Genomic DNA, 23,699 nt, shown 5'->3' with positions numbered 1-23,699 from the left:
GTCCTATGTCACTAAATTTCCCGCTGTTGCTGGTCATCGCCGTGTTCGTCTGCGGCCTGTTGGCGTTGCTCGATCTGCTGTTCCTGGCGCCACGGCGCCGGGCTGCCATCAACTCTTATCAGGGTAGCGTCAGCCAGGCTGACATGGTGGTGGTCGAGAAACTGAACAAAGAGCCGCTGCTGGTTGAATACGGCAAGTCGTTCTTCCCGGTGTTGTTCATCGTGCTGGTGCTGCGTTCGTTCCTGGTGGAACCGTTCCAGATTCCTTCAGGCTCGATGAAACCGACCCTGGACGTCGGCGACTTCATTCTGGTGAACAAGTTTTCTTACGGGATCCGCCTGCCGGTGATCGACAAGAAAGTCATCGAAGTCGGTGATCCGCAGCGCGGTGATGTGATGGTGTTCCGCTACCCGAGCGACCCGAACGTCAACTACATCAAGCGTGTGGTGGGCCTGCCGGGCGACCAGATTCGCTACACCGCTGACAAGCGCCTGTTCGTCAACGGTGAGTCGATCGCCGAACAACTGGTCGGCTCCGAGCCGGGTACGTTGGGCAGCGCCGAGCTCTACAAGGAAAAACTCGGCGTCGCCGAGCACTTGATCCGCAAGGAAATGAGCCGCTATCGCGCAACGCCGGATCATTCGTGGACCGTGCCTGCCGGGCACTACTTCATGATGGGCGACAACCGCGATAACTCGAACGACAGTCGCTACTGGGATGATCCGAGCATTCCCAAGGATCTGCTGGGCATGGTTCCCGACAAGAATATCGTCGGCAAGGCCTTCGCAGTCTGGATGAGCTGGCCGGAACCCAAACTCAGTCATCTGCCGAATTTCTCGCGGGTTGGCCTGATCAAGTAATCACACACGGCGCTGTTGAACACAGCGCCGAATGCATTTCTGGAGTCGGCACAATCGGCGGCAGAAGCATGAAAACAACGATATTCAGGACGTTATTTTTGAACACAGCGTTAATTGTCCCAAGCCTGCGCCGCATCAAAGCCCAGGCGGTGGAATCCAACCACGAACTCAGCGTGGGTAAACCGTGAGCGTCTCCTTAAGCCGTCTAGAGCGTCAGCTCGGCTACACCTTCAAGGATCAGGAACTGATGGTCCTGGCCCTGACTCACCGCAGCTTTGCCGGGCGCAACAACGAACGCCTGGAATTCCTCGGTGATGCCATCCTCAATTTCGTCGCTGGCGAGGCGCTGTTCGATCGCTTCCCGCTGGCCCGCGAAGGCCAGTTGTCGCGTTTGCGCGCACGCCTGGTGAAAGGTGAGACCCTGGCCGTACTGGCCCGTGGTTTCGACCTGGGCGAATACCTGCGCCTGGGCTCCGGCGAATTGAAAAGCGGTGGTTTCCGTCGTGAGTCGATTCTGGCTGATGCCCTCGAGGCGCTGATCGGTGCGATCTACCTGGACGCCGGCATGGACGTGGCGCGCGAGCGCGTGCTGGCCTGGCTGGCCGGAGAGTTCGAAGGCCTGACGCTGGTCGACACCAACAAAGATCCGAAAACCCGCCTGCAGGAATTCCTGCAGTCCCGTGGTTGTGAGCTGCCGCGTTACGAAGTGGTGGATATCCAGGGTGAACCACATTGCCGGACGTTCTTCGTCGAATGTGAAATCATCTTACTGAATGAAAAAAGCCGAGGTCAGGGTGTGAGTCGTCGTATTGCCGAACAGGTAGCGGCCGCCGCAGCACTGATTGCCCTGGGTGTGGAGAATGGCAATGACTGATTCAACCGCAACTCGCTGTGGCTATGTTGCCATCGTCGGCCGTCCCAACGTGGGCAAGTCCACGCTGCTGAACCACATTCTGGGTCAGAAGCTGGCGATCACTTCGCGCAAGCCTCAGACCACCCGTCACAACATGCTCGGCATCAAGACCGAAGGCGCCGTTCAAGCGATTTACGTCGACACACCGGGCATGCACAAGGGCGGCGAAAAGGCCCTGAACCGTTACATGAACAAGACCGCTTCGGCGGCGTTGAAAGACGTCGATGTAGTGATCTTCGTGGTTGACCGCACCAAGTGGACCGACGAAGACCAGATGGTCCTCGAGCGCGTCCAGTATGTGACCGGCCCGCTGATCGTGGCGCTGAACAAGACCGACCGCATCGAAGACAAATCCGAGCTGATGCCGCACCTGACCTGGTTGCAGGAACAGTTGCCGAACGCGCAAATCATGCCGATCTCGGCCCAGCACGGGCACAACCTCGACACGCTGGAGCGAGTGATCGCCGAGCACCTGCCGGAAAACGATCACTTCTTCCCGGAAGACCAGATCACCGACCGCAGCAGCCGCTTCCTCGCCGCAGAACTGGTGCGCGAGAAAATCATGCGCCAGTTGGGCGCCGAGCTGCCATACCAGATCACCGTGGAAATCGAAGAGTTCAAGCAGCAAGGCAAAACCCTGCACATTCATGCCTTGATCCTTGTCGAGCGTGACGGCCAGAAGAAAATCATCATTGGTGACAAGGGCGAGCGCATCAAGCGCATCGGCACCGAGGCGCGCAAGGACATGGAGCTGCTGTTCGACTCCAAGATCATGCTTAACCTCTGGGTCAAAGTGAAAGGCGGCTGGTCCGATGACGAGCGCGCCCTGCGTTCGCTGGGTTACGGCGACCTGTAACACCCGGTTCCAGATACACTGAAGAACCCCTGTGGGAGCGAGCCTGCTCGCGAGAGGATGTAACATTCAGCATTGATGTTGACTGTCACACCGCTTTCGCGAGCAGGCTCGCTCCCACATTGTTTTGGGTTGTTTGTAAGACTGCGCGCTACCATTGAGTACCCTGACTTCCATGTCTCAAGCCCCCATCGGCCAACCCGCCTACGTGCTCCACTCCCGCGCCTACCGCGAAAGCAGTGCGTTGGTGGATTTCCTTACGCCGCAAGGTCGGCTGCGGGCGGTGCTGCGCAGTGCGCGGGGCAAGGCCGGGACGTTGGCGCGGCCGTTCGTGCCGCTGGAAGTCGAGTTTCGGGGGCGGGGTGAACTGAAAAATGTCGGCCGCATGGAAAGCGCCGGTGTTTCCACCTGGCTCAACGGCGAGGCGCTGTTCAGCGGGCTCTATCTCAACGAATTGCTGATTCGCCTGCTGCCCGCCGAAGACCCGCATCCCGCCGTCTTCGATCACTACGCCGCAACCTTGCTCGCTCTGGCCGAAGGCCGTCCGCTGGAGCCGTTGCTGCGCTCCTTCGAATGGCGTTTGCTCGACGACCTCGGTTATGGCTTTGCCCTGAACGCCGACATCCACGGCGACCCCATCGCACCGGACGGCCTCTATCGGTTGCAAGTGGATGCAGGCCTGGAGCGGGTCTATCTGTTGCAGCCGGGCCTGTTCAATGGCGCCGAACTGTTGGCCATGGCTGACGCCGACTGGTCCGCGCCCGGTGCGCTGTCCGCCGCCAAGCGTTTGATGCGTCAGGCATTGGCCGTTCATCTGGGTGGTCGTCCTCTAGTCAGTCGCGAGTTGTTTCGAAAGCCGTAGTCTCCCCGTATGCTGTGCACCGAATCTTTAAACTCAGGAGCGCTTCCGTGACCACCAGCAATCGCATTCTTCTTGGCGTGAACATCGACCACGTTGCCACCCTGCGTCAGGCCCGGGGTACTCGCTACCCGGATCCGGTCAAGGCAGCGCTGGACGCGGAAGAGGCGGGCGCTGACGGTATCACCGTGCACCTGCGCGAAGACCGTCGGCACATCCAGGAGCGCGATGTGCTGCTGCTCAAGGACGTGCTGCAAACCCGCATGAACTTCGAAATGGGCGTCACCGAAGAAATGATGGCGTTCGCCGAGCGCATCCGCCCGGCACACATTTGCCTGGTCCCGGAAACCCGTCAGGAGCTGACCACTGAAGGCGGTCTGGATGTGGCGGGGCAGGAGGCGCGGATCAAGGCGGCGGTGGATCGCCTGGCGAAGATCGGCTGTGAAGTGTCGCTGTTCATCGACGCTGACGAGCGGCAGATCGAAGCATCCCGCCGTGTCGGGGCGCCGGCCATTGAATTGCACACCGGGCGTTATGCGGACGCCGAGACGCCAACCGACGTCGCCGAAGAACTCAAGCGCGTGGCGGATGGCGTGGCATTCGGTCTGGCCCAGGGCCTCATCGTCAACGCGGGCCACGGTCTGCACTATCACAACGTCGAAGCGGTTGCGGCGATCAAAGGCATCAACGAACTGAACATCGGCCATGCGTTGGTGGCCCATGCGTTGTTCGTCGGGTTCAAGTCGGCTGTATCGGAAATGAAGGCGCTGATTCTGGCGGCTGCGTTGAAAGGCTAGATCGGCGGCGCTGCCTTCGCGGGCAAGCCACGCTCCCACAGGTCCGAGTTGAACGACAGTTGAATATTCGACGCGGACCTGTGGAAGCGTGGCTTGCCCGCGATGGCGTCTTTGAAGGCAGCAAAGACTTAAAGCGGCGGGGTTTCCTGGCTTGGCTTGGTCTTGTCGACCCCCGGCACGTGCAGGTTGCCTTCAGCGACCTGATTGCCTTCAAGCTGCGGCTGCGTGACCCACGTCAGGATGTCGTAGTAGCGACGGATGTTCGCCACGAAATGCACCGGCTCGCCGCCACGGGCGTAGCCATAACGGGTTTTGCTGAACCACTTTTTCTCGGACAGACGCGGCAGGATCTTCTTCACGTCCAGCCACTTGTCCGGGTTCAGTCCTTCCTTGGCCGCCAGTTTGCGCGCGTCATCCAGATGACCGCTGCCGACGTTGTAGGCCGCCAGTGCAAACCATGTGCGATCTGGCTCCTGGATCGACTCATCCAACTGATCCTTCATGTAGGCGAGGTACTTGGCGCCACCCATGATGCTTTGTTTAGGGTCCAGTCGGTTGGAGACGCCCATGGCCTGCGCCGTGTTCTGGGTCAGCATCATCAGGCCGCGCACGCCGGTCTTCGACGTGACGGCCGCTTGCCACAGCGACTCCTGATAACCGATCGCCGCCAGCAGGCGCCAGTCGACTTTCTCTTTCTTGGCGTACGCCTTGAAATGCTGTTCGTATTTAGGCAAGCGTTGCTGCAAGTGTTGGGCGAAGGTGGTGGCGCCCATGTAGCCCAGTACGTCGACGTGCCCGTAATAGCGGTCTTTGAGACGTTGCAAGGTGCCGTTTTTCTTCACCTTGTCGAGGTAGGCATTGATCTCGTTGAGCAAGCTGTTGTCGTCGCCAGCGGCCACCGCCCAGCTCTGGTTGCTGGCATCACCGAGGTCGAAGGCCACTTGTATGTTGGGGAAGTAGACCTGGTTCATCGCGACTTCATTTGAATCGACCAGGGTCAGATCGATCTGACCTTCGTCCACCATCCGCAACAGGTCGACGACTTCAACCGCGTCGGACTCTTCGTATTCGATACCGGGAAGTTTCTTTTTCAGCTCCGCCAATTGCTCGGCGTGGGTGCTGCCCTTGAGCACCATGATCTTCTTGCCCACCAGATCCTTCTCGTCTGTCGGCCGCGATTGGCCGTTGCGATAGATGATCTGCGGAGTGACCTCGAGATAGGAGTGGGAAAACCGCACCTGTTTTTTGCGTTCCTCGCTGCTGACCAGGCCGGCAGCCGCCAGCACCGGGCCATTCGGCTTGCCCACCTGATTGAACAGGTCGTCGAGGTTGTCGGCGGTTTCGATCTTGAGTTCGACCCCCAGATCGTCGGCGAAGCGCTTCACCAGCTCGTATTCGAAGCCGGTTTCACCGTTGCGATCCTGAAAGTAGGTGGCGGGACTGTTACGGGTAACCACCCGCAGCACGCCATCCTCCTTTACGCGCTCCAGCGTGTTGGGTTTATCAACACAGCCACTGAGCATCAGGAAGAGTCCGGTTGCGATCAGCCATTTGGCGTACCGCGGACGCAAAGCCGTTGGGGAAAACATTTGCGCAGTATACGCAAAGGACCACGAGCGCCATATCTCGACAGCGAAGGGCTTGTCTGCTAGAGAGTCTAAAACCCGCTTGGAGCCCGCAGGAATGGGCCCGGACAGCATTTTGTGGCTGAAAAAATAACCCTCGGCGCGCCCCTGCTCAAGGCCCGAATACCCGGCCCGACGTTCGGGTACAGCCGCGTGTACCGTTTCGGGTGATGTCGCGGGCGGTTTAGGCTAGAATGCACGGCCTCAAAGCACACCCCTTCCCGAGGCTGTCCCGAAGATGTTGATCCTGCGCGGCGCTCCTGCCCTTTCTGCCTTTCGCCACAGCAAACTCCTTGAGCAACTGAGCCAGAAGGTTCCAGCTGTCAGCGGCTTGTATGCTGAATTCGCTCACTTCGCCGAAGTTACCGGCGTCCTGACCGGCGACGAACAGCAGGTGCTCGCGCGCCTTCTGAAGTACGGCCCAAGCGTTCCAGTACAAGAGCCAACCGGTCGTCTGTTCCTGGTGTTGCCGCGTTTCGGCACCATCTCGCCGTGGTCCAGTAAAGCCAGCGACATCGCTCGCAACTGCGGCCTGACCAAGATCCAGCGCCTGGAGCGCGGTATCGCGTTCTACGTCGCCGGCCAGTTCAGCGATGCCGAAGCGCAGCTGATCGCAGGCGCCTTGCATGACCGCATGACCCAGATCGTATTGGACAACCTTGAACAAGCCGCCGGCCTGTTCAGCCACGCCGAGCCAAAACCGCTGACCGCGATCGACGTGCTGGGCGGCGGCCGCGCCGCGCTGGAAAAAGCCAACACCGAGCTGGGCCTGGCCCTGGCCGAAGACGAAATCGACTACCTGGTCAACGCCTTCGTTGGTTTGAAGCGCAACCCGCACGACATCGAACTGATGATGTTCGCCCAGGCCAACTCCGAGCATTGCCGTCACAAGATCTTCAACGCCAGTTGGGACATCGACGGTCAGAGCCAGGAAAAAAGCCTGTTTGGGATGATCAAGAACACCTACCAGATGCACAGCGAAGGTGTTTTGTCGGCTTATAAGGACAACGCCTCGGTCATCGTCGGCTCCGTCGCCGGCCGTTTCTTCCCGGACCCTGAAACCCGCCAGTACGGCGCGGTGCAGGAGCCGGTGCACATCCTGATGAAAGTTGAAACTCACAACCACCCGACCGCGATTGCCCCGTTCCCGGGCGCATCCACCGGTTCCGGTGGCGAAATTCGCGACGAAGGCGCCACCGGACGCGGCGCCAAGCCAAAGGCTGGCCTGACCGGTTTCACCGTGTCGAACCTGCAGATCCCGGGCTTCGAACAGCCGTGGGAAGTGCCGTACGGCAAACCCGAGCGCATCGTTACCGCGCTGGACATCATGATCGAAGGTCCGTTGGGCGGCGCTGCATTCAACAATGAATTCGGTCGTCCGGCGCTGACCGGCTACTTCCGTACGTTCGAACAGTCGATCACCACGCCTCATGGCGACGAAGTTCGCGGTTACCACAAGCCGATCATGCTGGCCGGCGGTATGGGCAACATCCGTGAAGAACACGTCCAGAAAGGCGAAATCGTCGTGGGCTCCAAGCTGATCGTGCTCGGCGGCCCGGCGATGCTGATCGGTCTGGGCGGCGGCGCGGCTTCCTCCATGGCCACCGGCACCAGCTCGGCGGACCTGGACTTCGCTTCCGTACAACGTGAAAACCCGGAAATGGAACGCCGCTGCCAGGAAGTCATCGACCGTTGCTGGCAGTTGGGTGAGCACAACCCGATCAGCTTCATCCACGACGTCGGCGCGGGCGGTCTGTCCAACGCCTTCCCGGAACTGGTCAACGATGGCGACCGTGGTGGCCGTTTCGAACTGCGCAACATTCCAAACGACGAGCCGGGCATGGCCCCGCACGAAATCTGGAGTAACGAATCCCAGGAGCGCTACGTTCTGGCGGTGGGGCCTGCGGACTTCGAACGCTTCCAGGCGATCTGCGAACGTGAGCGTTGCCCGTTTGCCGTGGTCGGCGAAGCCACTGCCGAGCCGCAACTGACCGTGACCGACAGCCACTTCGGCAACAGCCCGGTGGACATGCCGCTGGAAGTGCTGCTGGGTAAAGCCCCGCGCATGCACCGTTCGGTGGTTCGTGAAAACGAGCTGGGCGACGATTTCGATCCGTCGACCCTCGACATCGCCAACTGCGTCGAGCGCGTCCTGCATCACCCGGCCGTGGCCAGCAAGAGCTTCCTGATCACCATCGGCGACCGTACCATCACCGGCCTCGTGGCCCGTGATCAGATGGTCGGCCCTTGGCAGGTTCCGGTGGCCGACGTTGCCGTCACTGCCACCAGCTTCGACGTCTACACCGGTGAAGCCATGGCGATGGGCGAGCGCACTCCGCTGGCCCTGCTGGACGCTCCGGCGTCGGGCCGCATGGCCATCGGCGAAACCCTGACCAACATCGCCGCCTCGCGCATCGCCAAGATCTCCGACATCAAACTGTCGGCGAACTGGATGTCTGCCGCCGGTCACCCGGGTGAAGACGCGCGTCTGTACGACACCGTGAAAGCGGTCGGCATGGAACTGTGCCCTGAGCTGGGCATTACCATTCCGGTGGGCAAGGATTCCATGTCCATGGCCACCCGCTGGAACGACGAAGGCGTCGATAAGGCGGTAACTTCGCCGATGTCGCTGATCGTGACCGGTTTCGCGCCAGTGACTGACATCCGTCAGACCCTGACCCCGCAACTGCGCATGGACAAGGGCACCACCGACCTGATCCTGATCGACCTCGGTCGTGGTCAGAACCGCATGGGCGCCTCGATCCTCGCTCAGGTTCACGGCAAGCTCGGCAAACAGGCACCGGACGTCGATGACGCCGAAGACCTGAAAGCCTTCTTCGCCGTGATCCAGGGCCTCAACGCCGACGGTCACCTGCTGGCTTACCACGACCGTTCCGACGGTGGTCTGCTGACCAGCGTGGTGGAAATGGCGTTTGCCGGCCACTGCGGTCTGAGCCTGAACCTCGACGGTCTGGCAGAAACCTCCGCCGACATCGCCGCGATCCTGTTCAACGAAGAGCTGGGCGCTGTGATCCAGGTTCGCCAGGACGCCACCGCGGACATCCTCGCGCAGTTCAGCGCCGCTGGTCTGGGCGACTGTGTGTCGGTGATCGGTCAGCCGATGAACAACGGCGAGATCAGCATCACTTTCAACGGCGATACCGTATTCGAAGGTCAACGCCGTCTGCTGCAACGTCAGTGGGCTGAAACCAGCTACCAGATCCAGCGTCTGCGTGATAACGCCGACTGCGCCGAACAAGAATTCGACGTGCTGCTGGAAGAAGACAACCCGGGCCTGAGCGTCAAGCTCAGCTACGACGTCAACCAGGACGTTGCGGCGCCTTACATCAAGAAAGGCATCCGCCCACAGGTTGCCGTGCTGCGTGAGCAGGGCGTCAACGGTCAGGTGGAAATGGCGGCCGCGTTCGACCGCGCCGGTTTCAACGCGATCGACGTGCACATGAGCGACATTCTGGCCGGCCGCGTCGACCTGAACGAGTTCAAAGGTCTGGTGGCTTGCGGCGGTTTCTCCTACGGCGACGTACTGGGTGCCGGTGAAGGCTGGGCCAAATCCGCGCTGTTCAATAGCCGCGCTCGCGATGCCTTCCAGGGCTTCTTCGAACGCACCGACAGCTTTACCCTCGGCGTGTGCAATGGTTGCCAGATGATGTCCAACCTGCACGAGCTGATCCCGGGCAGCGAGTTCTGGCCGCACTTCGTGCGTAACCGTTCCGAGCAGTTCGAAGCCCGCGTGGCCATGGTACAGATCCAGGAGTCGAACTCGATCTTCCTGCAGGGCATGGCCGGTTCGCGCATGCCGATCGCCATCGCCCACGGTGAAGGCCATGCCGAATTCGCCAGCGAAGAAGCGTTGCTGCAAGCCGATCTGTCGGGTTGCGTGGCAATGCGTTTCGTCGACAACCACGGCAAGGTCACCGAGAAGTACCCGGCCAACCCGAACGGCTCGCCGCGCGGGATCACCGGTTTGACCAGCCGCGACGGTCGCGTGACCATCATGATGCCGCATCCGGAACGTGTGTTCCGCGCGGTGCAGAACTCGTGGCGTTCGGAAGACTGGAACGAAGACGCACCTTGGATGCGTATGTTCCGTAACGCTCGCGTCTGGGTTAACTAAGAGCAGGTGAGCCAAGCGCCATGTACAAGCTATGCTTTTTTGTTCCGGCCAGTCATGTCGAGGTGGTCAAAAGCGCTGTGTTCGCCGCCGGTGGCGGGCGGATCGGGGCTTATGATCATTGCGCCTGGCAGGTGTTTGGCTTGGGTCAGTTTCGTCCATTGGATGGCAGTCAGCCGTTCATTGGCGAGGCTGGTCAGGTCGAGCAGGTTGAGGAATGGAAGGTTGAGCTGGTGGTCAGCGATGAGTTGATTCGGGCGGTGGTGGTGGCTCTGAAAGAGAGCCATCCCTACGAAGCACCGGCATACGAGGTGTGGCGGTTGGAAGACTTCTGATTCTTCTGACTGCTGAATGAGAAACCCGCTGAAGTGATTTCAGCGGGTTTTTTGTTGTCCGGGATTTGACTGCTGTGCCTGATCTTCGATCTTTTGATCTTGGCGGCCTTCTAGCCGACCAATTTATTGCAGACTTGCTCCGTTCCACTGTGGGAGCGGGCTTGCTCGCGAAGACGGCCTGACAGTCGACCAATCTCTTGCAGATGCACACCGCCCCATTGTGGGAGCGAGCCTGCTCGCGATGACGGTCTGTTAGTCAGTGATGTTTATTGCCAAGACAAAACAGCAGAACCTTCCCACAAAACCTTCAGGTTGTCCGTCGGAAGTGGCCTCTCTAACCTTTGGCTGTCGCTGCCAATTCAGCGACCGGGACTGCAAGGCCGAAGAATTGTTAGGCGCTTACAGGCGCCGCATCAATAAGTGATGTCGGTCGCTCCAATTTTTCAGGAGCTCCACCATGATCAAAGACAATCCCAATCTCCCGGAAACAGACGTAGAAGATGTGGAAACAAACATGGAAACCGACTCCGTTTCCCCCTACACCTGCCTCAATTCCAAAAAACTCCACGACGCCGCAATCCGTGCCCTCGATCACTATCTCGCGCCACCTTCCGAGAAGAAGGCCAAAGCCAACCAGCGTCCAAGCACGATTTTCGTCATCGCCCCCAACGTCAATTCCGAAACCCTGCTGGCCCATGCCTGTGAAACCCTGGCCTCGGCGGATGTCATGGCCAGTGAGTTGGCGTTCGATCTCACCGGGCCGACATGCAATCTGGCATTAGGAATTCAGTAGATGATTTCCCTGGCGGAGTTGTCGGTGAATCGGGTGCTGGATCAGCTGTGTCCGCAGGGATAACCGGGCATTAAAAAAGCCCGCTGAAGATATGATTTTCAGCGGGCTTTTTGCAGTGTGTTGCCTCGAAAAGATCGCAGCTTCTACAGAGTTTTGTGTACCTATATAGGAGCTGCCACAGGCAAGCCCACTAGCCACAAAAGCTCTTCACGATGCTGTGAATTTTGGGGTTACGGGCGGATTTCGATCATCGTGCCGTCAGACACCAGGCCCCAGACTTCGCGCATGTCCATGTTACGCATGGCGATGCAGCCGTCGGTCCAGTCCAGCGTGTGGAACAGGTCTTCAGGGTTCTCTTCGGTGTCCGGAGTGCCGTGGATCATGATCATGCCGCCAGGCTCGACACCGTCGCGCCGGGCGCGGGCAGAGTCGCTGATATTCGGGTAGGAAATGTGCATCGCCAGGTTGAAACGGTCGCTGATCTTGCGCCAGTCCACCCAGTAAAAGCCTTCGGGGGTTCGTTTATCACCTTCCATCAGTTTTGGGCCGATGGGGCGTTTGCCCAGGGAAATGCGATAGGTCTTGATCGGCTTGCCGTCGTTGATCAATTGCAATTGGTGGGCGGACTTGAGAACCAGAACTTTTTCGATGACTTTGCCGTCCAGGGTTTCCGCAACGGAAGCCTGGGAGATGGCGACGAACGACAAGCAAAACAGGGCAAGCAACCAGCGCATTGAAACGATATCCCTAGAAGTGTCGCGACTATTTTAGTTATAGATGTTTTTGCAGGAGCTGCCGAAGGCTGCAATCTTTTAGCGCCTGCAAAGAGGCCGACATTGAAATCAAGTGATGACAGCCTGAACAAGCGGCGGGATCGATTCGGACCGCACGGGGTAGACCTCGGCCCGCCGGTCAGCGAAGAAGCATTCTAAAGTACGGCCCACCGTGCGGAAAGCCAGTTCGCCCCAAGGAATGTCGGCTTCTTCGAAAAGCTGCACTTCCAGGCTCTCGGGGCCGGCGGCAAAATCCAGGTCTATCAGCTCGGCGCGAAAGAATACATGCACCTGGCTGATGTGTGGCACGTCGATCAGCGTATAGATGCTCAGGTTACGTACCCGGGCACAAGCTTCTTCGGCGGTCTCGCGAATGGCGGCCTGTTCGATGGTCTCACCGTTTTCCATGAAACCGGCGGGCAGGGTCCAGTAACCGAGCCGTGGCTCGATGGCGCGACGGCACAGCAACACCTTCGAGCCCCAGGTCGGCACACAACCGGCCACGATATTGGGGTTCTGGTAATGAATGGTATGACAGCTGTCGCAGACAAAACGCAGGCGCGAATCGCCTTCGGGAATGCGCTGGGTCACCGGGTTGCCGCATTGACTGCAAAATTTCATGCTTGGGTTCCTGAATGCTGCGCCTATCTTGGCGTGCAGCGGTGTCGGTCGGCAAGTTGTCGTTTCGCGACATGAGGCTGTTCGGGGGTTGGGCGGCCGGTGCGATTGGTGCATGATGCAGGGTAAGGCACAGATCGAGAAGACTCATGCTGGACGAGCTACTGCACCGGGTAAGCAATCACACGCCGCGTACGCTGGAAACCGACCGACGTTTCCCCGAAGCCGCGGTATTGGTGCCTGTCACGCGCAGTGACGAACCGGAACTGGTCCTGACCCTTCGCGCCAGCGGGCTCTCGACCCATGGCGGCGAAGTAGCCTTCCCTGGCGGTCGACGCGACCCCGGAGACCCGGACCTGATTTTTACTGCCTTGCGCGAAGCCGAAGAAGAAATCGGTCTGCCGCCGGGGTTGGTCGAAGTGATCGGCCCGCTGAGCCCGCTGATCTCCTTGCACGGCATCAAGGTCACGCCCTATGTCGGCGTGATTCCGGATTTCGTCGAATATCAGGCCAACGACGCCGAGATCGCCGCGGTGTTCAGCGTGCCTCTGGAGTTCTTCCGCAAGGACCCACGTGAGCACACCCACCGCATCGACTACCAGGGCCACAGTTGGTATGTGCCGAGCTACCGTTATGGCGAGTACAAGATCTGGGGGCTGACGGCGATCATGATCGTCGAGTTGATCAACTTGCTCTATGACGCGAAAATCAGCCTGCATCAACCGCCCAAGAGTTTTATCAACACCTGAAGCCATCGCTCGTATGGTTTGAATCCTGCTTTTCGCTAGTGAGCCTGCCTGGCCCTGAGGACAACAAGATGAAATATCGCCTGGGCGACGCCCGCGTCGACACCCATCCGCAGAGCTGGGTCGCACCCAATGCTGTGCTGGTGGGCAAGGTCAAACTGGAAGAGGGCGCCAACGTCTGGTTCAACGCCGTGTTGCGGGGCGACAACGAACTGATCCTGATAGGCAAGAACAGCAACGTGCAGGACGGCACCGTGATGCACACCGACATGGGCTACCCGCTGACCATCGGCACCGGCGTGACCATCGGCCACAACGCCATGCTCCACGGCTGTACGGTGGGTGATCACAGCCTGATCGGTATCAACGCGGTGATCCTCAACGGCGCGAAAATCGGCAAGAACTGCATCATTGGCGCCAATTCGCTGATCGGCGAGGGCAAGGAAATTCCGGATGGTTCACTGGTCATGGGTTCGCCGGGCAAGGTGGTGCGCGAGTTGACCGAGCCGCAAAAGAAGATGCTCGAAGCCAGCGCCGCCCACTATGTGCACAACTCGCAGCGTTATGCCCGCGATCTGGTCGAGCAGGAAGAATGAGCACCACTGAACGACCGGTCCCGTCGCCATGTGTGAGCATTTGTGCGCTGGATGAGGATGACATTTGCACCGGGTGTCAGCGCACGGTGGAAGAAATCACCCGCTGGAGCCGGATGGACAACGCAGAGCGGCGCAAGGTGTTGGGGTTGTGTCATGAGCGGGCCAAATCGAGTGGGTTGATCTGGATGTTGCCCTCCAAATCCTGAGTCATTTGGTGCTTTTGTGGCGAGGGAGCTTGCTCCCGCCGGGCTGCGAAGCAGCCCCTAAACCGACGACGTTCTAGCTGACACACCGCGTCCGCTGATTTCAGGGCCGCTTCGCAACCCAGCGGGAGCAAGCTCCCTCGCCACAGGTTATCTGTGCGCTGAAGATGGAGTACCCTGTGCACAAAATTGACAGGTACCCCACGCCCCATGCTCTTCCTGATCGCCTACATCGGCAGCGTCGTGCTGATCAATTACGCCTTTTCCACCGCCCCGCACCTGGACATTATCTGGTCGGCCTGGGGTGGTCTGGTGTTCGTGCTGCGCGACATGGTGCAAACCCGCTTCGGCCACGGTGCGATCGCGGCGATGCTGGTGGCGCTGGTGCTGTCCTACGTCACCTCCGACCCGTCCATTGCACTCGCCAGCGCCACGGGGTTTGCGGTGTCCGAGTGTATCGACTGGCTGGTGTTCAGCATCACCCGGCGTCCGTTGCACGACCGCCTGTGGATAAGTTCGGTCCTGAGCATCCCGCTGGACACTTTCATCTTCTTCGGCATGATCGATGCGCTCACGCCGGGCGTGATCCTCACCGCGCTGGGCTCAAAGTTCGCCGGTGTGACCGTCGTTTGGCTGATCATGGCCTGGCGCTTGCGTAATCAGGCCGTCGTCAGCTGAAGCCAAACCCTCAGGTTCATGTAAAATGCCGCGCTTTCTCCCCACGGGAAGCGTGCTTCCCTCGATGATCCGCTTCTTTGAGGACCTGAGATGACCCGTATCGGAACTCCATTGTCGCCAACCGCGACCCGCGTATTGCTGTGTGGCTGTGGTGAGTTGGGCAAGGAAGTGGTGATCGAGCTGCAACGCTTGGGCGTTGAAGTGATTGCCGTGGATCGCTACGCCAACGCGCCGGCCATGCAAGTCGCCCATCGCAGCCATGTGATCAACATGCTCGACGGGGCTGCCCTGCGTGCGGTGATCGAAGCCGAGAAGCCGCACTTCATCGTGCCGGAAATCGAAGCCATCGCCACCGCGACCCTGGTGGAGCTGGAGTCCGAAGGCTTCACCGTGATCCCGACCGCTCGCGCCGCACAGCTGACCATGAACCGCGAAGGCATTCGTCGTCTGGCCGCAGAAGAGCTGGACCTGCCAACGTCGCCGTACCACTTCGCCGACACCTTCGAGGATTACCGCAAGGCAGTCGAAGACCTGGGTTTCCCGTGCGTGGTCAAACCGGTCATGAGTTCCTCGGGCAAAGGCCAGAGCCTGCTGCGCAGCGTCGATGACGTGCAGAAGGCCTGGGATTACGCTCAAGAGGGTGGCCGCGCCGGTAAAGGTCGCGTGATCATCGAAGGTTTCATCGACTTCGACTACGAAATCACCCTGCTGACCGTGCGTCACGTTGGCGGCACGACGTTCTGTGCGCCTGTGGGTCACCGTCAGGAGAAGGGTGACTATCAGGAATCCTGGCAGCCACAAGCCATGAGCCCGGTTGCTCTGGCGGAATCCGAGCGCGTTGCCAAAGCCGTGACCGAAGCCTTGGGTGGCCGTGGTCTGTTTGGCGTCGAGTTGTTCATCAAGGGTGATCAAGTCTGGTTCAGCGAAGTCTCGCCGCGCCCGCATGACACCGGTCTGGTGACCCTGATTTCCCAGGACCTGTCGCAGTTTGCGCTGCACGCACGGGCGATCCTGGGCCTGCCGATTCCATTGATCCGTCAGTTTGGCCCATCGGCTTCGGCCGTGATTCTGGTGGAAGGGCAGTCGACTCAGACTGCATTCGCCAACCTGGGTGCTGCGTTGAGCGAGCCGGATACCGCGTTGCGTCTGTTCGGCAAGCCTGAGGTCAATGGCCAGCGCCGGATGGGGGTGGCGTTGGCGCGTGATGTGTCGATTGAAGCGGCTCGTGCGAAAGCGACCCGCGCTTCTCAGGCTGTTGTTGTAGAGCTCTAAACCGCGTCGCGCCATTCGCGAGCAGGCTCGCTCCCACATTGAACCGCATTCTTTCTGACAGAACGTGGTCCCCTGTGGGAGCGAGCCTACTCGTGATGGCGGCCTGTCAGGCCGCCCGATTCAAATCGTTGTTACGCGTCTCCTTCAGGCACAGCACCGCTATCAAGCTCAGCACCGCCGCCCCCGACACATACCCGCCGACATAACTCAAACCGCCCATTGCCACCAGTTTCTGCGCAAAGAACGGCGCCGCCGAGGCTCCGACAATGCCGCCCAGGTTGTAGGCCGCCGATGCGCCGGTATAGCGCACGTGGGTCGGAAACAGCTCCGGCAGCAGCGCGCCCATCGGCGCAAACGTCACGCCCATCAGGAACAGTTCGATGCACAGGAACAGCGCCACGCCCCAGGTCGAGCCTTGGGTCAGCAGCGGTTCCATCAAGAATCCGGACAGAATCGCCAGCACGCCACCGATGATCAGCACCGGTTTACGCCCGAAACGATCACTGGCCCAGGCCGACAGCGGTGTTGCGGCTGCCATGAACAGCACGGCGAAGCACAGCAGGGCGAGGAAGGTTTCGCGGGTGTAACCGAGTGTCGATACGCCGTAACTCAGCGAAAACACCGTTGAGATGTAGAACAGTGCGTAGCACACCACCATCGAGCCGGCCCCCAGCAGCATTGGCGCCCAGTACTGACTGAACAGCTCGACCAGCGGGACCTTCACTCGCTCCTGGCGAGCCATGGCGTTGGCGAACACCGGGGTTTCGTGGAGCTTGAGGCGTACGTACAAGCCCACCATCACCAGCGCGGCACTGAGCAGGAACGGAATCCGCCAGCCCCACGAACGGAACTGCTCGTCGTTCAGACTCATGGCCAAGGTCAGGAACAGGCCGTTGGCCGCCAGAAACCCGATCGACGGGCCGAGTTGCGGGAACATGCCGAACCAGGCGCGCTTGCCTTTGGGCGCGTTCTCCGTGGCCAGCAATGCGGCGCCGCCCCATTCACCGCCCAACCCCAGGCCTTGGCCGAAGCGCAGCACGCAGAGCAGGATCGGCGCCCAGGCGCCAATGCTGTCGTAACCCGGCAACACGCCGATCAGTGTGGTACATACGCCCATCAGCAGCAGGGACGCGACCAGTGTCGATTTACGCCCGATGCGGTCACCGAAGTGGCCGAACAGCGCCGACCCCAGTGGCCGTGCAAGGAAGGCGATACCGAAGGTGAGGAACGCCGACAGCATTTGGGCGGTGCCGGAGGACTGCGGAAAGAACACCGGCCCGATCACCAGCGCCGCGGCAGTGGCATAAACGTAGAAGTCGTAGAACTCGATGGCAGTGCCGATGAAACTCGCAGTGGCCACGCGGGTGGCGGAGTTCGTCGGTTGGGCAGGCGTGGTGTCGCTGAACGTTGTGCTGGTCGTCATGCGGTTATCCCTGACAGTCATGTGGCCCAGTAGAGCGAATTATTATGGTCGAATACCCAGGGATGTGGGTTTAACGCAGAGTGCGGGTAGCACGGGGTATGGCGGGGCTTGGTAAGCCGCTCGATTATAGGAAGGCGGCTAATGATTCAACAAGCGGCTTGGAGGATGCGATGACTTTTGTGGCGAGGGAGCTTGCTCCCGCTCGGGCGGGTAGCGGCCGCAAACGGCTGAATACATTCTTTCAGGGTAATCGCGCTATCTGTGATCAGGCCTGCTTCAAAGTCCAGCGGGAGCAAGGGATCGTGTCAGATTTTAGAAAGGGCAGGCACTGAGCTGGTATGCCAGATCAGCACGCGCGTGACACGATTCTCTTCCGTCTCCAGAATCTCCAGCCGATATCGGCCGATCTTCAGGCAAACCGCACTGTCCGGAATCGTCTCCAGCGCCTCGGTCACCAACCCGTTGAGGGTTTTCGGGCCGTCGCTGGGCAGGTGCCAGCCGAGGCTCTTGTTCAGCTCGCGGATGGACGCTGCACCGTCAATCACCAGTCGGCCGTCGGCCTGCGGGTGGATGTGCGGGTTATCCAGGCTGTGTTGGTTTTCGAACTCACCGACGATTTCTTCAAGAATGTCTTCCAGGGTGACGATGCCCAGCACTTCGCCGTACTCGTCGACCACCATGCCCAAACGCCGTTGCTGCTTGTGGAAATTCAGCAATTGCAGCTGCAACGGGGTGCTTTCCGGCACGAAGTACGGTTCGTGACTGGCCGCCAGCAGTGCTTCCAGTGTGAGGCTTGAATCCGGCAGCAGATGACGGATCTGCCGGGTGTTGAGCACTGCTTCTACCTGGTTGATGTCACTGTGGAATACCGGCAGGCGGGTGCGCTTGTTGTGACGCAGTTGTTCGATGATTTCTTCGAGGGAGTCGTCCAGGTTGATCCCGTCGACGTCGCTGCGTGGTACCAGAATGTCGTTGACCGTGATGTTATCCAGCGCGTGGATACCTGACAGTGGGCGATAGGCCGCATGTTCGTGATCGTCGTGGCGATCTGCCGGAGCCTCGTCTTCGCTTTGCTGTACCACGCTGACTTTGCGGGCGAACGGCCGCATCAGCAGTTGGCTGATGCCATTGAGCAGCCAGGCGGCCGGGTAGACGATTTTCAACGGTATGCCGAGCAGAGTGTTGCCCAAGGCCAGGACAACATCCGGATAGCGGACGGCAAGGGTTCGCGGCAGGTAGTCGGCGAACACCAGCAACACCGCGCCGGCACCGAGGCAGGCAATCCATGGGCCGTTTTGTGCCCAGGTGAAAATCGCCAGCAAGGTGCTGATGACCACCACCAGCGCACGGCACAGGGTGTTGCAGAGGATCAGACTGTTGAGCGGGAAGCTCAGTTTGGCCACCGGTTTGTCGCTGGAGCGCGAGGCCATGCGCTGGGCCAGCAACTGCTGCTGTGCAACTTCGATGGCGGTAAACAGTCCCGACCATAAAGTCAGCAGGGCCAGCACCGCGAGCATCGGCCCTATGGGCAAGTCGTCCATTAATGCCGCCCGTCAGATATGCAGAATGTATTCGCGGACCAGCTTGCTGCCGAAATACGCCAGCATCAGCAGGCAGAAACCGGCAAGGGTCCAGCGGATGGCTTTGTGTCCGCGCCAGCCGAGGCGGTTGCGCCCCCATAGCAGTACGCTGAACACGATCCAGGCCAGGCACGCCAACAGGGTTTTATGCACCAGGTGCTGGGCGAACAGGTTCTCGACGAACAGCCAGCCGGAGATCAGCGACAGCGACAGCAGGCTCCAGCCGGCCCAGAGGAAACCGAACAGCAGGCTTTCCATGGTTTGTAACGGCGGGAAGTTCTTGATCAGCCCGGACGGATGTTTGTGTTTGAGTTGATGGTCCTGAACCAGCAGCAGCAAGGCCTGGAACACCGCGATGGTGAACATGCCGTAAGCGAGGATCGACAAGAGGATGTGGGCAAGAATGCCCGGCTCTTCGTCAATGATCTGCACCGTACCGGCAGGTGCGAACTGAGCCAGCAGCACCGTGACGGCGCCCAGCGGGAACAGCAACACAAGCAGGTTTTCCACTGGAATCCGCGAACAGGCGAGCAGGGTCAGGGCAATGACCGCTGCGGCAATCAGGCTGGCGGCGCTGAAAAAGTCCAGGGCCAGGCCGACCGGTGTCAGCAGATAGGTAATCAGGCTGGCGCTGTGGGCCAGCATGGCGAGCACGCCGAGCGTGATCAGCAGGCGTTTGTTCGCCTTGGCGCCGGTGGCCAGGCGAGTGCCTTGATAGAGGGTCGCAGCGGCATATAAGCAGGCGGCGGCGAGGGTAGTAAGCAAACTGGGTGACAAGGGGAGCATAAATCCTGTTAGGCAAGCCCGAAAGGCGTTGAGTTTGGCATAGAACCCACATGGCACGAAAGACCATGCAAGCTGACGGCGAGGTGTCCGCCAGACGCAGTCTTCGCTATAATCCGCGACCTGCCCACGCCGCAGGCTCGCCGAGCACATGTTGATTCCGGTCTGGGCCGCCATTATCCCGGTCTACACAGGGCCTGAAAGGATCGCGCAATGTTTGAAAACTTAACCGACCGTCTCTCGCAGACGCTGCGCCATGTCACCGGCAAGGCCAAGCTGACCGAAGACAACATCAAAGACACCCTGCGTGAAGTGCGCATGGCGTTGCTCGAAGCCGACGTCGCCTTGCCGGTGGTCAAAGACTTCGTCAATTCGGTCAAGGAGCGCGCTGTCGGCACCGAGGTGTCGCGCAGCCTGACGCCGGGCCAGGCCTTCGTGAAAATCGTCCAGGCCGAACTCGAAAGCCTGATGGGTGCGGCCAACGAAGACTTGAACCTCAGCGCCGTTCCTCCTGCTGTCGTATTGATGGCAGGTTTGCAGGGCGCGGGTAAAACCACCACCGCCGGCAAACTGGCGCGCTTCCTTAAAGAGCGCAAGAAGAAGTCGGTCATGGTCGTGTCCGCGGACGTTTACCGTCCGGCGGCGATCAAGCAGCTGGAAACCCTGGCCAACGACATCGGCGTGACGTTCTTCCCGTCTGACCTTAGCCAGAAACCGGTCGACATCGCACAAGCGGCTATTAAAGAAGCCAAACTGAAATTCATCGACGTGGTCATCGTCGATACCGCTGGTCGCCTGCACATCGACGAAGAGATGATGGGCGAGATCAAGGCGTTGCACGCCGCGATCAACCCGGTCGAAACCCTGTTCGTGGTCGACGCCATGACCGGCCAGGACGCCGCCAACACGGCCAAGGCCTTTGGCGATGCGCTGCCGCTGACCGGTGTGATCCTGACCAAGGTCGACGGCGATGCCCGTGGCGGTGCCGCGCTGTCGGTGCGAGCCATCACCGGCAAGCCGATCAAGTTCATCGGTATGGGCGAGAAGACCGAAGCGCTCGAACCGTTCCATCCTGAGCGTATTGCTTCGCGCATCCTCGGCATGGGCGACGTACTCAGCCTGATCGAGCAGGCCGAACAGACCCTCGATAAAGACAAGGCCGATAAACTGGCCAAGAAGCTGAAGAAGGGCAAGGGTTTCGACCTCGAAGACTTCCGTGATCAGCTGCAACAGATGAAAAACATGGGCGGCCTCGGCGGCCTCATGGACAAACTGCCGAACATCGGCGGCGTGAATCTGGCGCAGATGGGCAACGCCCAGGGCGCGGCAGAGAAGCAGTTCAAGCAGATGGAAGCCATCATCAATTCCATGACCCCGGCCGAGCGCCGCGACCCTGAGCTGATCAGCGGTTCGCGCAAGCGCCGGATCGCCATGGGTTCCGGCACTCAGGTGCAGGACATCGGTCGCTTGATCAAGCAGCACAAGCAGATGCAGAAGATGATGAAGAAGTTCTCCGCGAAAGGCGGAATGGCCAAAATGATGCGCGGCATGGGCGGTATGTTGCCCGGCGGCGGCATGCCCAAGATGTAAAAGATTCGCGCCGGCAGTGATGTCGGCGCTATCCACGGCAACGTGGATTTTCCAGCAAACCCGCCATTGGCGGGAGCTGACTTGCCGTTTTAACCGACGGCTCTATAGCAAATCTGGATGGCGACCGATAGGTCGCCGGAAAAAGACATTTGCAAAAGTCCGGATATTCCTTAGAATATGCGGCCTTTCGGGCACCTATGCCCGCTGTGCCTTTAGATTTGCAGCACCGACTACAGGAACGATGTTCACATGCTAACAATCCGTCTTGCCCTTGGCGGCTCCAAAAAGCGCCCGTTTTACCACTTGACCGTAACCGACAGCCGCAACCCGCGCGACGGTTCGCACAAGGAACAGGTTGGTTTCTTCAACCCTGTTGCTCGTGGTCAAGAAGTTCGTCTGTCCGTGAACCAAGAGCGCGTAGCCTACTGGCTGAGCGTTGGTGCACAACCTTCTGAGCGCGTTGCTCAGTTGTTGAAGGAATCTGCTAAGGCTGCGGCCTGAGCAATATGAACGCGACGCCGGCTGTTGCCGATGATTTGATCGTTATTGGCAAAATTTATTCTGTTCATGGCGTTCGCGGCGAAGTGAAGGTGTATTCCTTTACTGATCCGATTAAAAACCTGTTGGACTACAAAACCTGGACGCTCAAGCGCGAAGGCAACGTAAAACAGGTCGAGCTGGTCAGCGGACGTGGGAACGACAAGTTCCTGGTCGCAAAGCTCAAGGGTCTTGATGATCGTGAAGAAGCGCGTCTTCTGGCTGGTTATGAGATCTGCGTGCCGCGCAACCTGTTCCCTGAATTGACCGACGGCGAGTACTACTGGTACCAGCTGGAAGGTCTGAAGGTCATCGATACTCACGGGCAATTGTTCGGGAAAATCGATCATCTTCTGGAAACCGGCGCCAATGATGTAATGGTGGTCAAGCCTTGCGCTGGCAGCCTGGATGATCGCGAACGCTTGTTGCCCTATACGGAGCAATGCGTGTTGGCTGTCGACCTTGCCGCGGGCGAGATGAAGGTGGAATGGGATGCGGACTTCTAAACGTGGCTAACCTGCGCGTAGAAGTGATCAGTTTGTTTCCCGAGATGTTCTCCGCCATCAGCGAGTACGGCATCACCAGTCGGGCGGTGAAGCAGGGGCTGTTGCAGCTCACCTGTTGGAATCCGCGAGACTACACGACGGATCGACATCACACTGTGGATGATCGCCCATTTGGCGGTGGTCCGGGCATGGTGATGAAGATCAAGCCCCTGGAAGATGCTCTGGTTCAGGCCAAGGCAGCAGCCGGGGAGGCGGCGAAGGTAATTTACCTGTCCCCCCAAGGCCGTCAACTGACTCAGTCGGCGGTGCGCGAGTTGGCGAATCTGGATGCATTGATCCTGATTGCCGGCCGCTATGAAGGCATTGACGAGCGTTTTATTGATGCTCATGTCGATGAAGAGTGGTCGATTGGCGACTATGTACTGTCTGGCGGCGAGCTGCCGGCGATGGTCCTGATCGATGCGGTTACACGACTGCTGCCTGGAGCTTTAGGGCATGCGGACTCCGCCGAGGAAGATTCCTTTACGGATGGTTTGCTGGATTGCCCGCACTACACCCGACCGGAGGTGTATGCGGATCAGCGTGTTCCCGACGTATTGCTAAGTGGCAATCACGCGCACATCCGGCGTTGGCGTTTACAGCAGTCCCTTGGTCGGACCTATGAACGACGCGCCGATCTTCTGGAAAGCCGCTCGCTTTCTGGAGAAGAGAAGAAGCTGCTCGAGGAATACATCCGCGAGCGGGACGATAGTTAACAACGTATCGATGGTAGATCCGACGATTTACCTTAGGAGCACAGCATGACTAACAAAATCATCCTTGCACTCGAAGCAGAGCAGATGACCAAAGAGATCCCTACCTTTGCCCCGGGCGACACCATTGTCGTTCAGGTGAAAGTGAAGGAAGGCGATCGTTCGCGTCTGCAAGCGTTCGAAGGCGTAGTTATCGCCAAGCGTAACCGCGGCGTAAACAGTGCTTTCACCGTTCGTAAAATCTCCAACGGTGTTGGCGTAGAGCGTACTTTCCAGACCTACAGCCCGCAAATCGACAGCATGGCCGTTAAGCGTCGCGGTGACGTACGTAAAGCCAAGCTGTACTACCTGCGTGACCTGTCCGGTAAAGCAGCTCGCATCAAGGAAAAACTGGCTTAAGTCCAGCTTCCGATGCAGAAGAGTCAGCCTGTTCAGGCTGGCTCTTCAAGAAAATGCCTCGTATCGAAAGATACGG

The 23,699-nt window shown here is 59.5% G+C and carries 23 protein-coding genes and 1 pseudogene; 18 read left to right on the top strand and 6 right to left on the bottom strand.

Going from position 1 to position 23,699, the window contains the following annotated elements; translation table 11 throughout:
* The first annotated feature begins 5 nt into the window (after positions 1 to 5).
* The 5 genes from lepB (at position 6) to pdxJ (ending at position 4,282) form a co-directional block, all read left to right on the top strand.
* The gene (gene lepB, locus QMK51_RS23365; RefSeq protein WP_109628119.1) at positions 6 to 860 is read left to right on the top strand and encodes a signal peptidase I; all 855 of its coding nucleotides are present in this window, start codon (positions 6 to 8) and stop codon (positions 858 to 860) included.
* A 184-nt stretch (positions 861 to 1,044) separates the two neighbouring features.
* The gene (gene rnc / locus QMK51_RS23360) at positions 1,045 to 1,734 is read left to right on the top strand and encodes a ribonuclease III (RefSeq protein ID WP_030129801.1); all 690 of its coding nucleotides are present in this window, start codon (positions 1,045 to 1,047) and stop codon (positions 1,732 to 1,734) included.
* Positions 1,727 to 2,629, top strand: a complete 903-nt coding sequence (gene era / locus QMK51_RS23355) for a GTPase Era (protein WP_150746885.1) — start codon at positions 1,727 to 1,729, stop codon at positions 2,627 to 2,629. The genes rnc and era overlap by 8 nt, the downstream gene beginning before the upstream one ends.
* A 172-nt stretch (positions 2,630 to 2,801) precedes the next feature.
* On the top strand, positions 2,802 to 3,488 hold the full coding sequence (gene recO / locus QMK51_RS23350; protein WP_320392145.1) for a DNA repair protein RecO: 687 nt from the start codon (positions 2,802 to 2,804) through the stop codon (positions 3,486 to 3,488).
* A 47-nt stretch (positions 3,489 to 3,535) separates the two neighbouring features.
* Entirely contained in the window at positions 3,536 to 4,282 is a 747-nt protein-coding gene (gene pdxJ / locus QMK51_RS23345; RefSeq protein ID WP_008151581.1) for a pyridoxine 5'-phosphate synthase, read from the top strand.
* A gap of 128 nt (positions 4,283 to 4,410) precedes the next feature.
* Here pdxJ and mltF read toward each other — a convergent pair whose 3' ends face one another.
* Positions 4,411 to 5,871 carry a membrane-bound lytic murein transglycosylase MltF gene (mltF, locus tag QMK51_RS23340; RefSeq protein ID WP_258697429.1) on the bottom strand — a complete coding sequence of 487 codons (1,461 nt, stop codon included), beginning with the start codon at positions 5,869 to 5,871 and terminating at the stop codon, positions 4,411 to 4,413.
* Positions 5,872 to 6,145: 274 nt separating this feature from the next.
* Here mltF and purL point away from each other — a divergent pair, with 274 nt between their 5' ends.
* The 3 genes and pseudogenes from purL (at position 6,146) to QMK51_RS23325 (ending at position 11,230) form a co-directional block, all read left to right on the top strand.
* Positions 6,146 to 10,042 carry a phosphoribosylformylglycinamidine synthase gene (gene purL, locus QMK51_RS23335; protein ID WP_320392143.1) on the top strand — a complete coding sequence of 1,299 codons (3,897 nt, stop codon included), beginning with the start codon at positions 6,146 to 6,148 and terminating at the stop codon, positions 10,040 to 10,042.
* Positions 10,043 to 10,062: 20 nt separating this feature from the next.
* Positions 10,063 to 10,374, top strand: coding sequence for a YqfO family protein (locus QMK51_RS23330; protein ID WP_320392142.1), 312 nt, complete (start codon positions 10,063 to 10,065; stop codon positions 10,372 to 10,374).
* A 457-nt stretch (positions 10,375 to 10,831) separates the two neighbouring features.
* A pseudogene (locus QMK51_RS23325) lies at positions 10,832 to 11,230 on the top strand (DUF6124 family protein).
* 167 nt (positions 11,231 to 11,397) lie between these two features.
* Here QMK51_RS23325 and QMK51_RS23320 read toward each other — a convergent pair.
* Both QMK51_RS23320 and QMK51_RS23315 read right to left on the bottom strand, forming a co-directional pair.
* Positions 11,398 to 11,901, bottom strand: coding sequence for a L,D-transpeptidase family protein (locus QMK51_RS23320; protein WP_258697426.1), 504 nt, complete (start codon positions 11,899 to 11,901; stop codon positions 11,398 to 11,400).
* A 108-nt stretch (positions 11,902 to 12,009) separates the two neighbouring features.
* Positions 12,010 to 12,561 carry an NUDIX hydrolase gene (locus QMK51_RS23315; protein ID WP_258697425.1) on the bottom strand — a complete coding sequence of 184 codons (552 nt, stop codon included), beginning with the start codon at positions 12,559 to 12,561 and terminating at the stop codon, positions 12,010 to 12,012.
* Positions 12,562 to 12,707: 146 nt separating this feature from the next.
* Here QMK51_RS23315 and QMK51_RS23310 point away from each other — a divergent pair, with 146 nt between their 5' ends.
* The 5 genes from QMK51_RS23310 (at position 12,708) to purT (ending at position 16,053) form a co-directional block, all read left to right on the top strand.
* The gene (locus QMK51_RS23310) at positions 12,708 to 13,307 is read left to right on the top strand and encodes a CoA pyrophosphatase (RefSeq protein ID WP_320392141.1); all 600 of its coding nucleotides are present in this window, start codon (positions 12,708 to 12,710) and stop codon (positions 13,305 to 13,307) included.
* A 68-nt stretch (positions 13,308 to 13,375) separates the two neighbouring features.
* Positions 13,376 to 13,900 (top strand): gamma carbonic anhydrase family protein, encoded by a 525-nt coding sequence (locus tag QMK51_RS23305; RefSeq protein WP_320392140.1) that lies wholly within the window; start codon positions 13,376 to 13,378, stop codon positions 13,898 to 13,900.
* Positions 13,897 to 14,106 carry a DUF1289 domain-containing protein gene (locus QMK51_RS23300; RefSeq protein ID WP_258697423.1) on the top strand — a complete coding sequence of 70 codons (210 nt, stop codon included), beginning with the start codon at positions 13,897 to 13,899 and terminating at the stop codon, positions 14,104 to 14,106. The genes QMK51_RS23305 and QMK51_RS23300 overlap by 4 nt, the downstream gene beginning before the upstream one ends.
* 207 nt (positions 14,107 to 14,313) lie before the next feature.
* Positions 14,314 to 14,781 (top strand): VUT family protein, encoded by a 468-nt coding sequence (locus QMK51_RS23295; RefSeq protein ID WP_320392139.1) that lies wholly within the window; start codon positions 14,314 to 14,316, stop codon positions 14,779 to 14,781.
* 90 nt (positions 14,782 to 14,871) lie between these two features.
* On the top strand, positions 14,872 to 16,053 hold the full coding sequence (purT, locus tag QMK51_RS23290; RefSeq protein WP_258697421.1) for a formate-dependent phosphoribosylglycinamide formyltransferase: 1,182 nt from the start codon (positions 14,872 to 14,874) through the stop codon (positions 16,051 to 16,053).
* A gap of 106 nt (positions 16,054 to 16,159) precedes the next feature.
* Here purT and QMK51_RS23285 read toward each other — a convergent pair whose 3' ends face one another.
* The 3 genes from QMK51_RS23285 to QMK51_RS23275 all read right to left on the bottom strand — a co-directional run bounded on the left by QMK51_RS23285 (position 16,160) and on the right by QMK51_RS23275 (position 19,842).
* Entirely contained in the window at positions 16,160 to 17,476 is a 1,317-nt protein-coding gene (locus QMK51_RS23285) for an MFS transporter (RefSeq protein ID WP_320392138.1), read from the bottom strand.
* Between the two features lie 305 nt (positions 17,477 to 17,781).
* Positions 17,782 to 19,017 (bottom strand): transporter associated domain-containing protein, encoded by a 1,236-nt coding sequence (locus tag QMK51_RS23280; RefSeq protein WP_258697419.1) that lies wholly within the window; start codon positions 19,015 to 19,017, stop codon positions 17,782 to 17,784.
* Positions 19,018 to 19,029: 12 nt separating this feature from the next.
* Positions 19,030 to 19,842: an inner membrane protein YpjD gene (locus QMK51_RS23275; RefSeq protein ID WP_320392137.1), complete on the bottom strand. Its 813-nt coding sequence runs from the start codon at positions 19,840 to 19,842 to the stop codon at positions 19,030 to 19,032.
* A 210-nt stretch (positions 19,843 to 20,052) separates the two neighbouring features.
* Between QMK51_RS23275 and ffh the strand changes: the two genes are divergently transcribed.
* From ffh to rplS, 5 genes are all read left to right on the top strand, one after another.
* Complete coding sequence (gene ffh, locus QMK51_RS23270) at positions 20,053 to 21,429, top strand: signal recognition particle protein (protein ID WP_095051275.1); 1,377 nt, start codon at positions 20,053 to 20,055, stop codon at positions 21,427 to 21,429.
* Between the two features lie 249 nt (positions 21,430 to 21,678).
* Positions 21,679 to 21,930 carry a 30S ribosomal protein S16 gene (gene rpsP, locus QMK51_RS23265; protein WP_003198088.1) on the top strand — a complete coding sequence of 84 codons (252 nt, stop codon included), beginning with the start codon at positions 21,679 to 21,681 and terminating at the stop codon, positions 21,928 to 21,930.
* A gap of 5 nt (positions 21,931 to 21,935) precedes the next feature.
* Positions 21,936 to 22,472: a ribosome maturation factor RimM gene (gene rimM, locus QMK51_RS23260; RefSeq protein WP_105340217.1), complete on the top strand. Its 537-nt coding sequence runs from the start codon at positions 21,936 to 21,938 to the stop codon at positions 22,470 to 22,472.
* On the top strand, positions 22,454 to 23,227 hold the full coding sequence (gene trmD / locus QMK51_RS23255; RefSeq protein ID WP_172901170.1) for a tRNA (guanosine(37)-N1)-methyltransferase TrmD: 774 nt from the start codon (positions 22,454 to 22,456) through the stop codon (positions 23,225 to 23,227). The genes rimM and trmD overlap by 19 nt, the downstream gene beginning before the upstream one ends.
* A 45-nt stretch (positions 23,228 to 23,272) precedes the next feature.
* Positions 23,273 to 23,623 (top strand): 50S ribosomal protein L19, encoded by a 351-nt coding sequence (rplS, locus tag QMK51_RS23250; protein WP_003175895.1) that lies wholly within the window; start codon positions 23,273 to 23,275, stop codon positions 23,621 to 23,623.
* The last annotated feature ends 76 nt before the right edge of the window (positions 23,624 to 23,699 follow it).

Origin of the sequence: Pseudomonas sp. P9_31 (genome assembly GCF_034008235.1) — a bacterium.
Taxonomy (GTDB): domain Bacteria; phylum Pseudomonadota; class Gammaproteobacteria; order Pseudomonadales; family Pseudomonadaceae; genus Aquipseudomonas.
The sequence above is the reverse complement of the archived record's forward strand: the minus strand, read 5'-3'. Positions and strand labels throughout refer to the sequence as shown.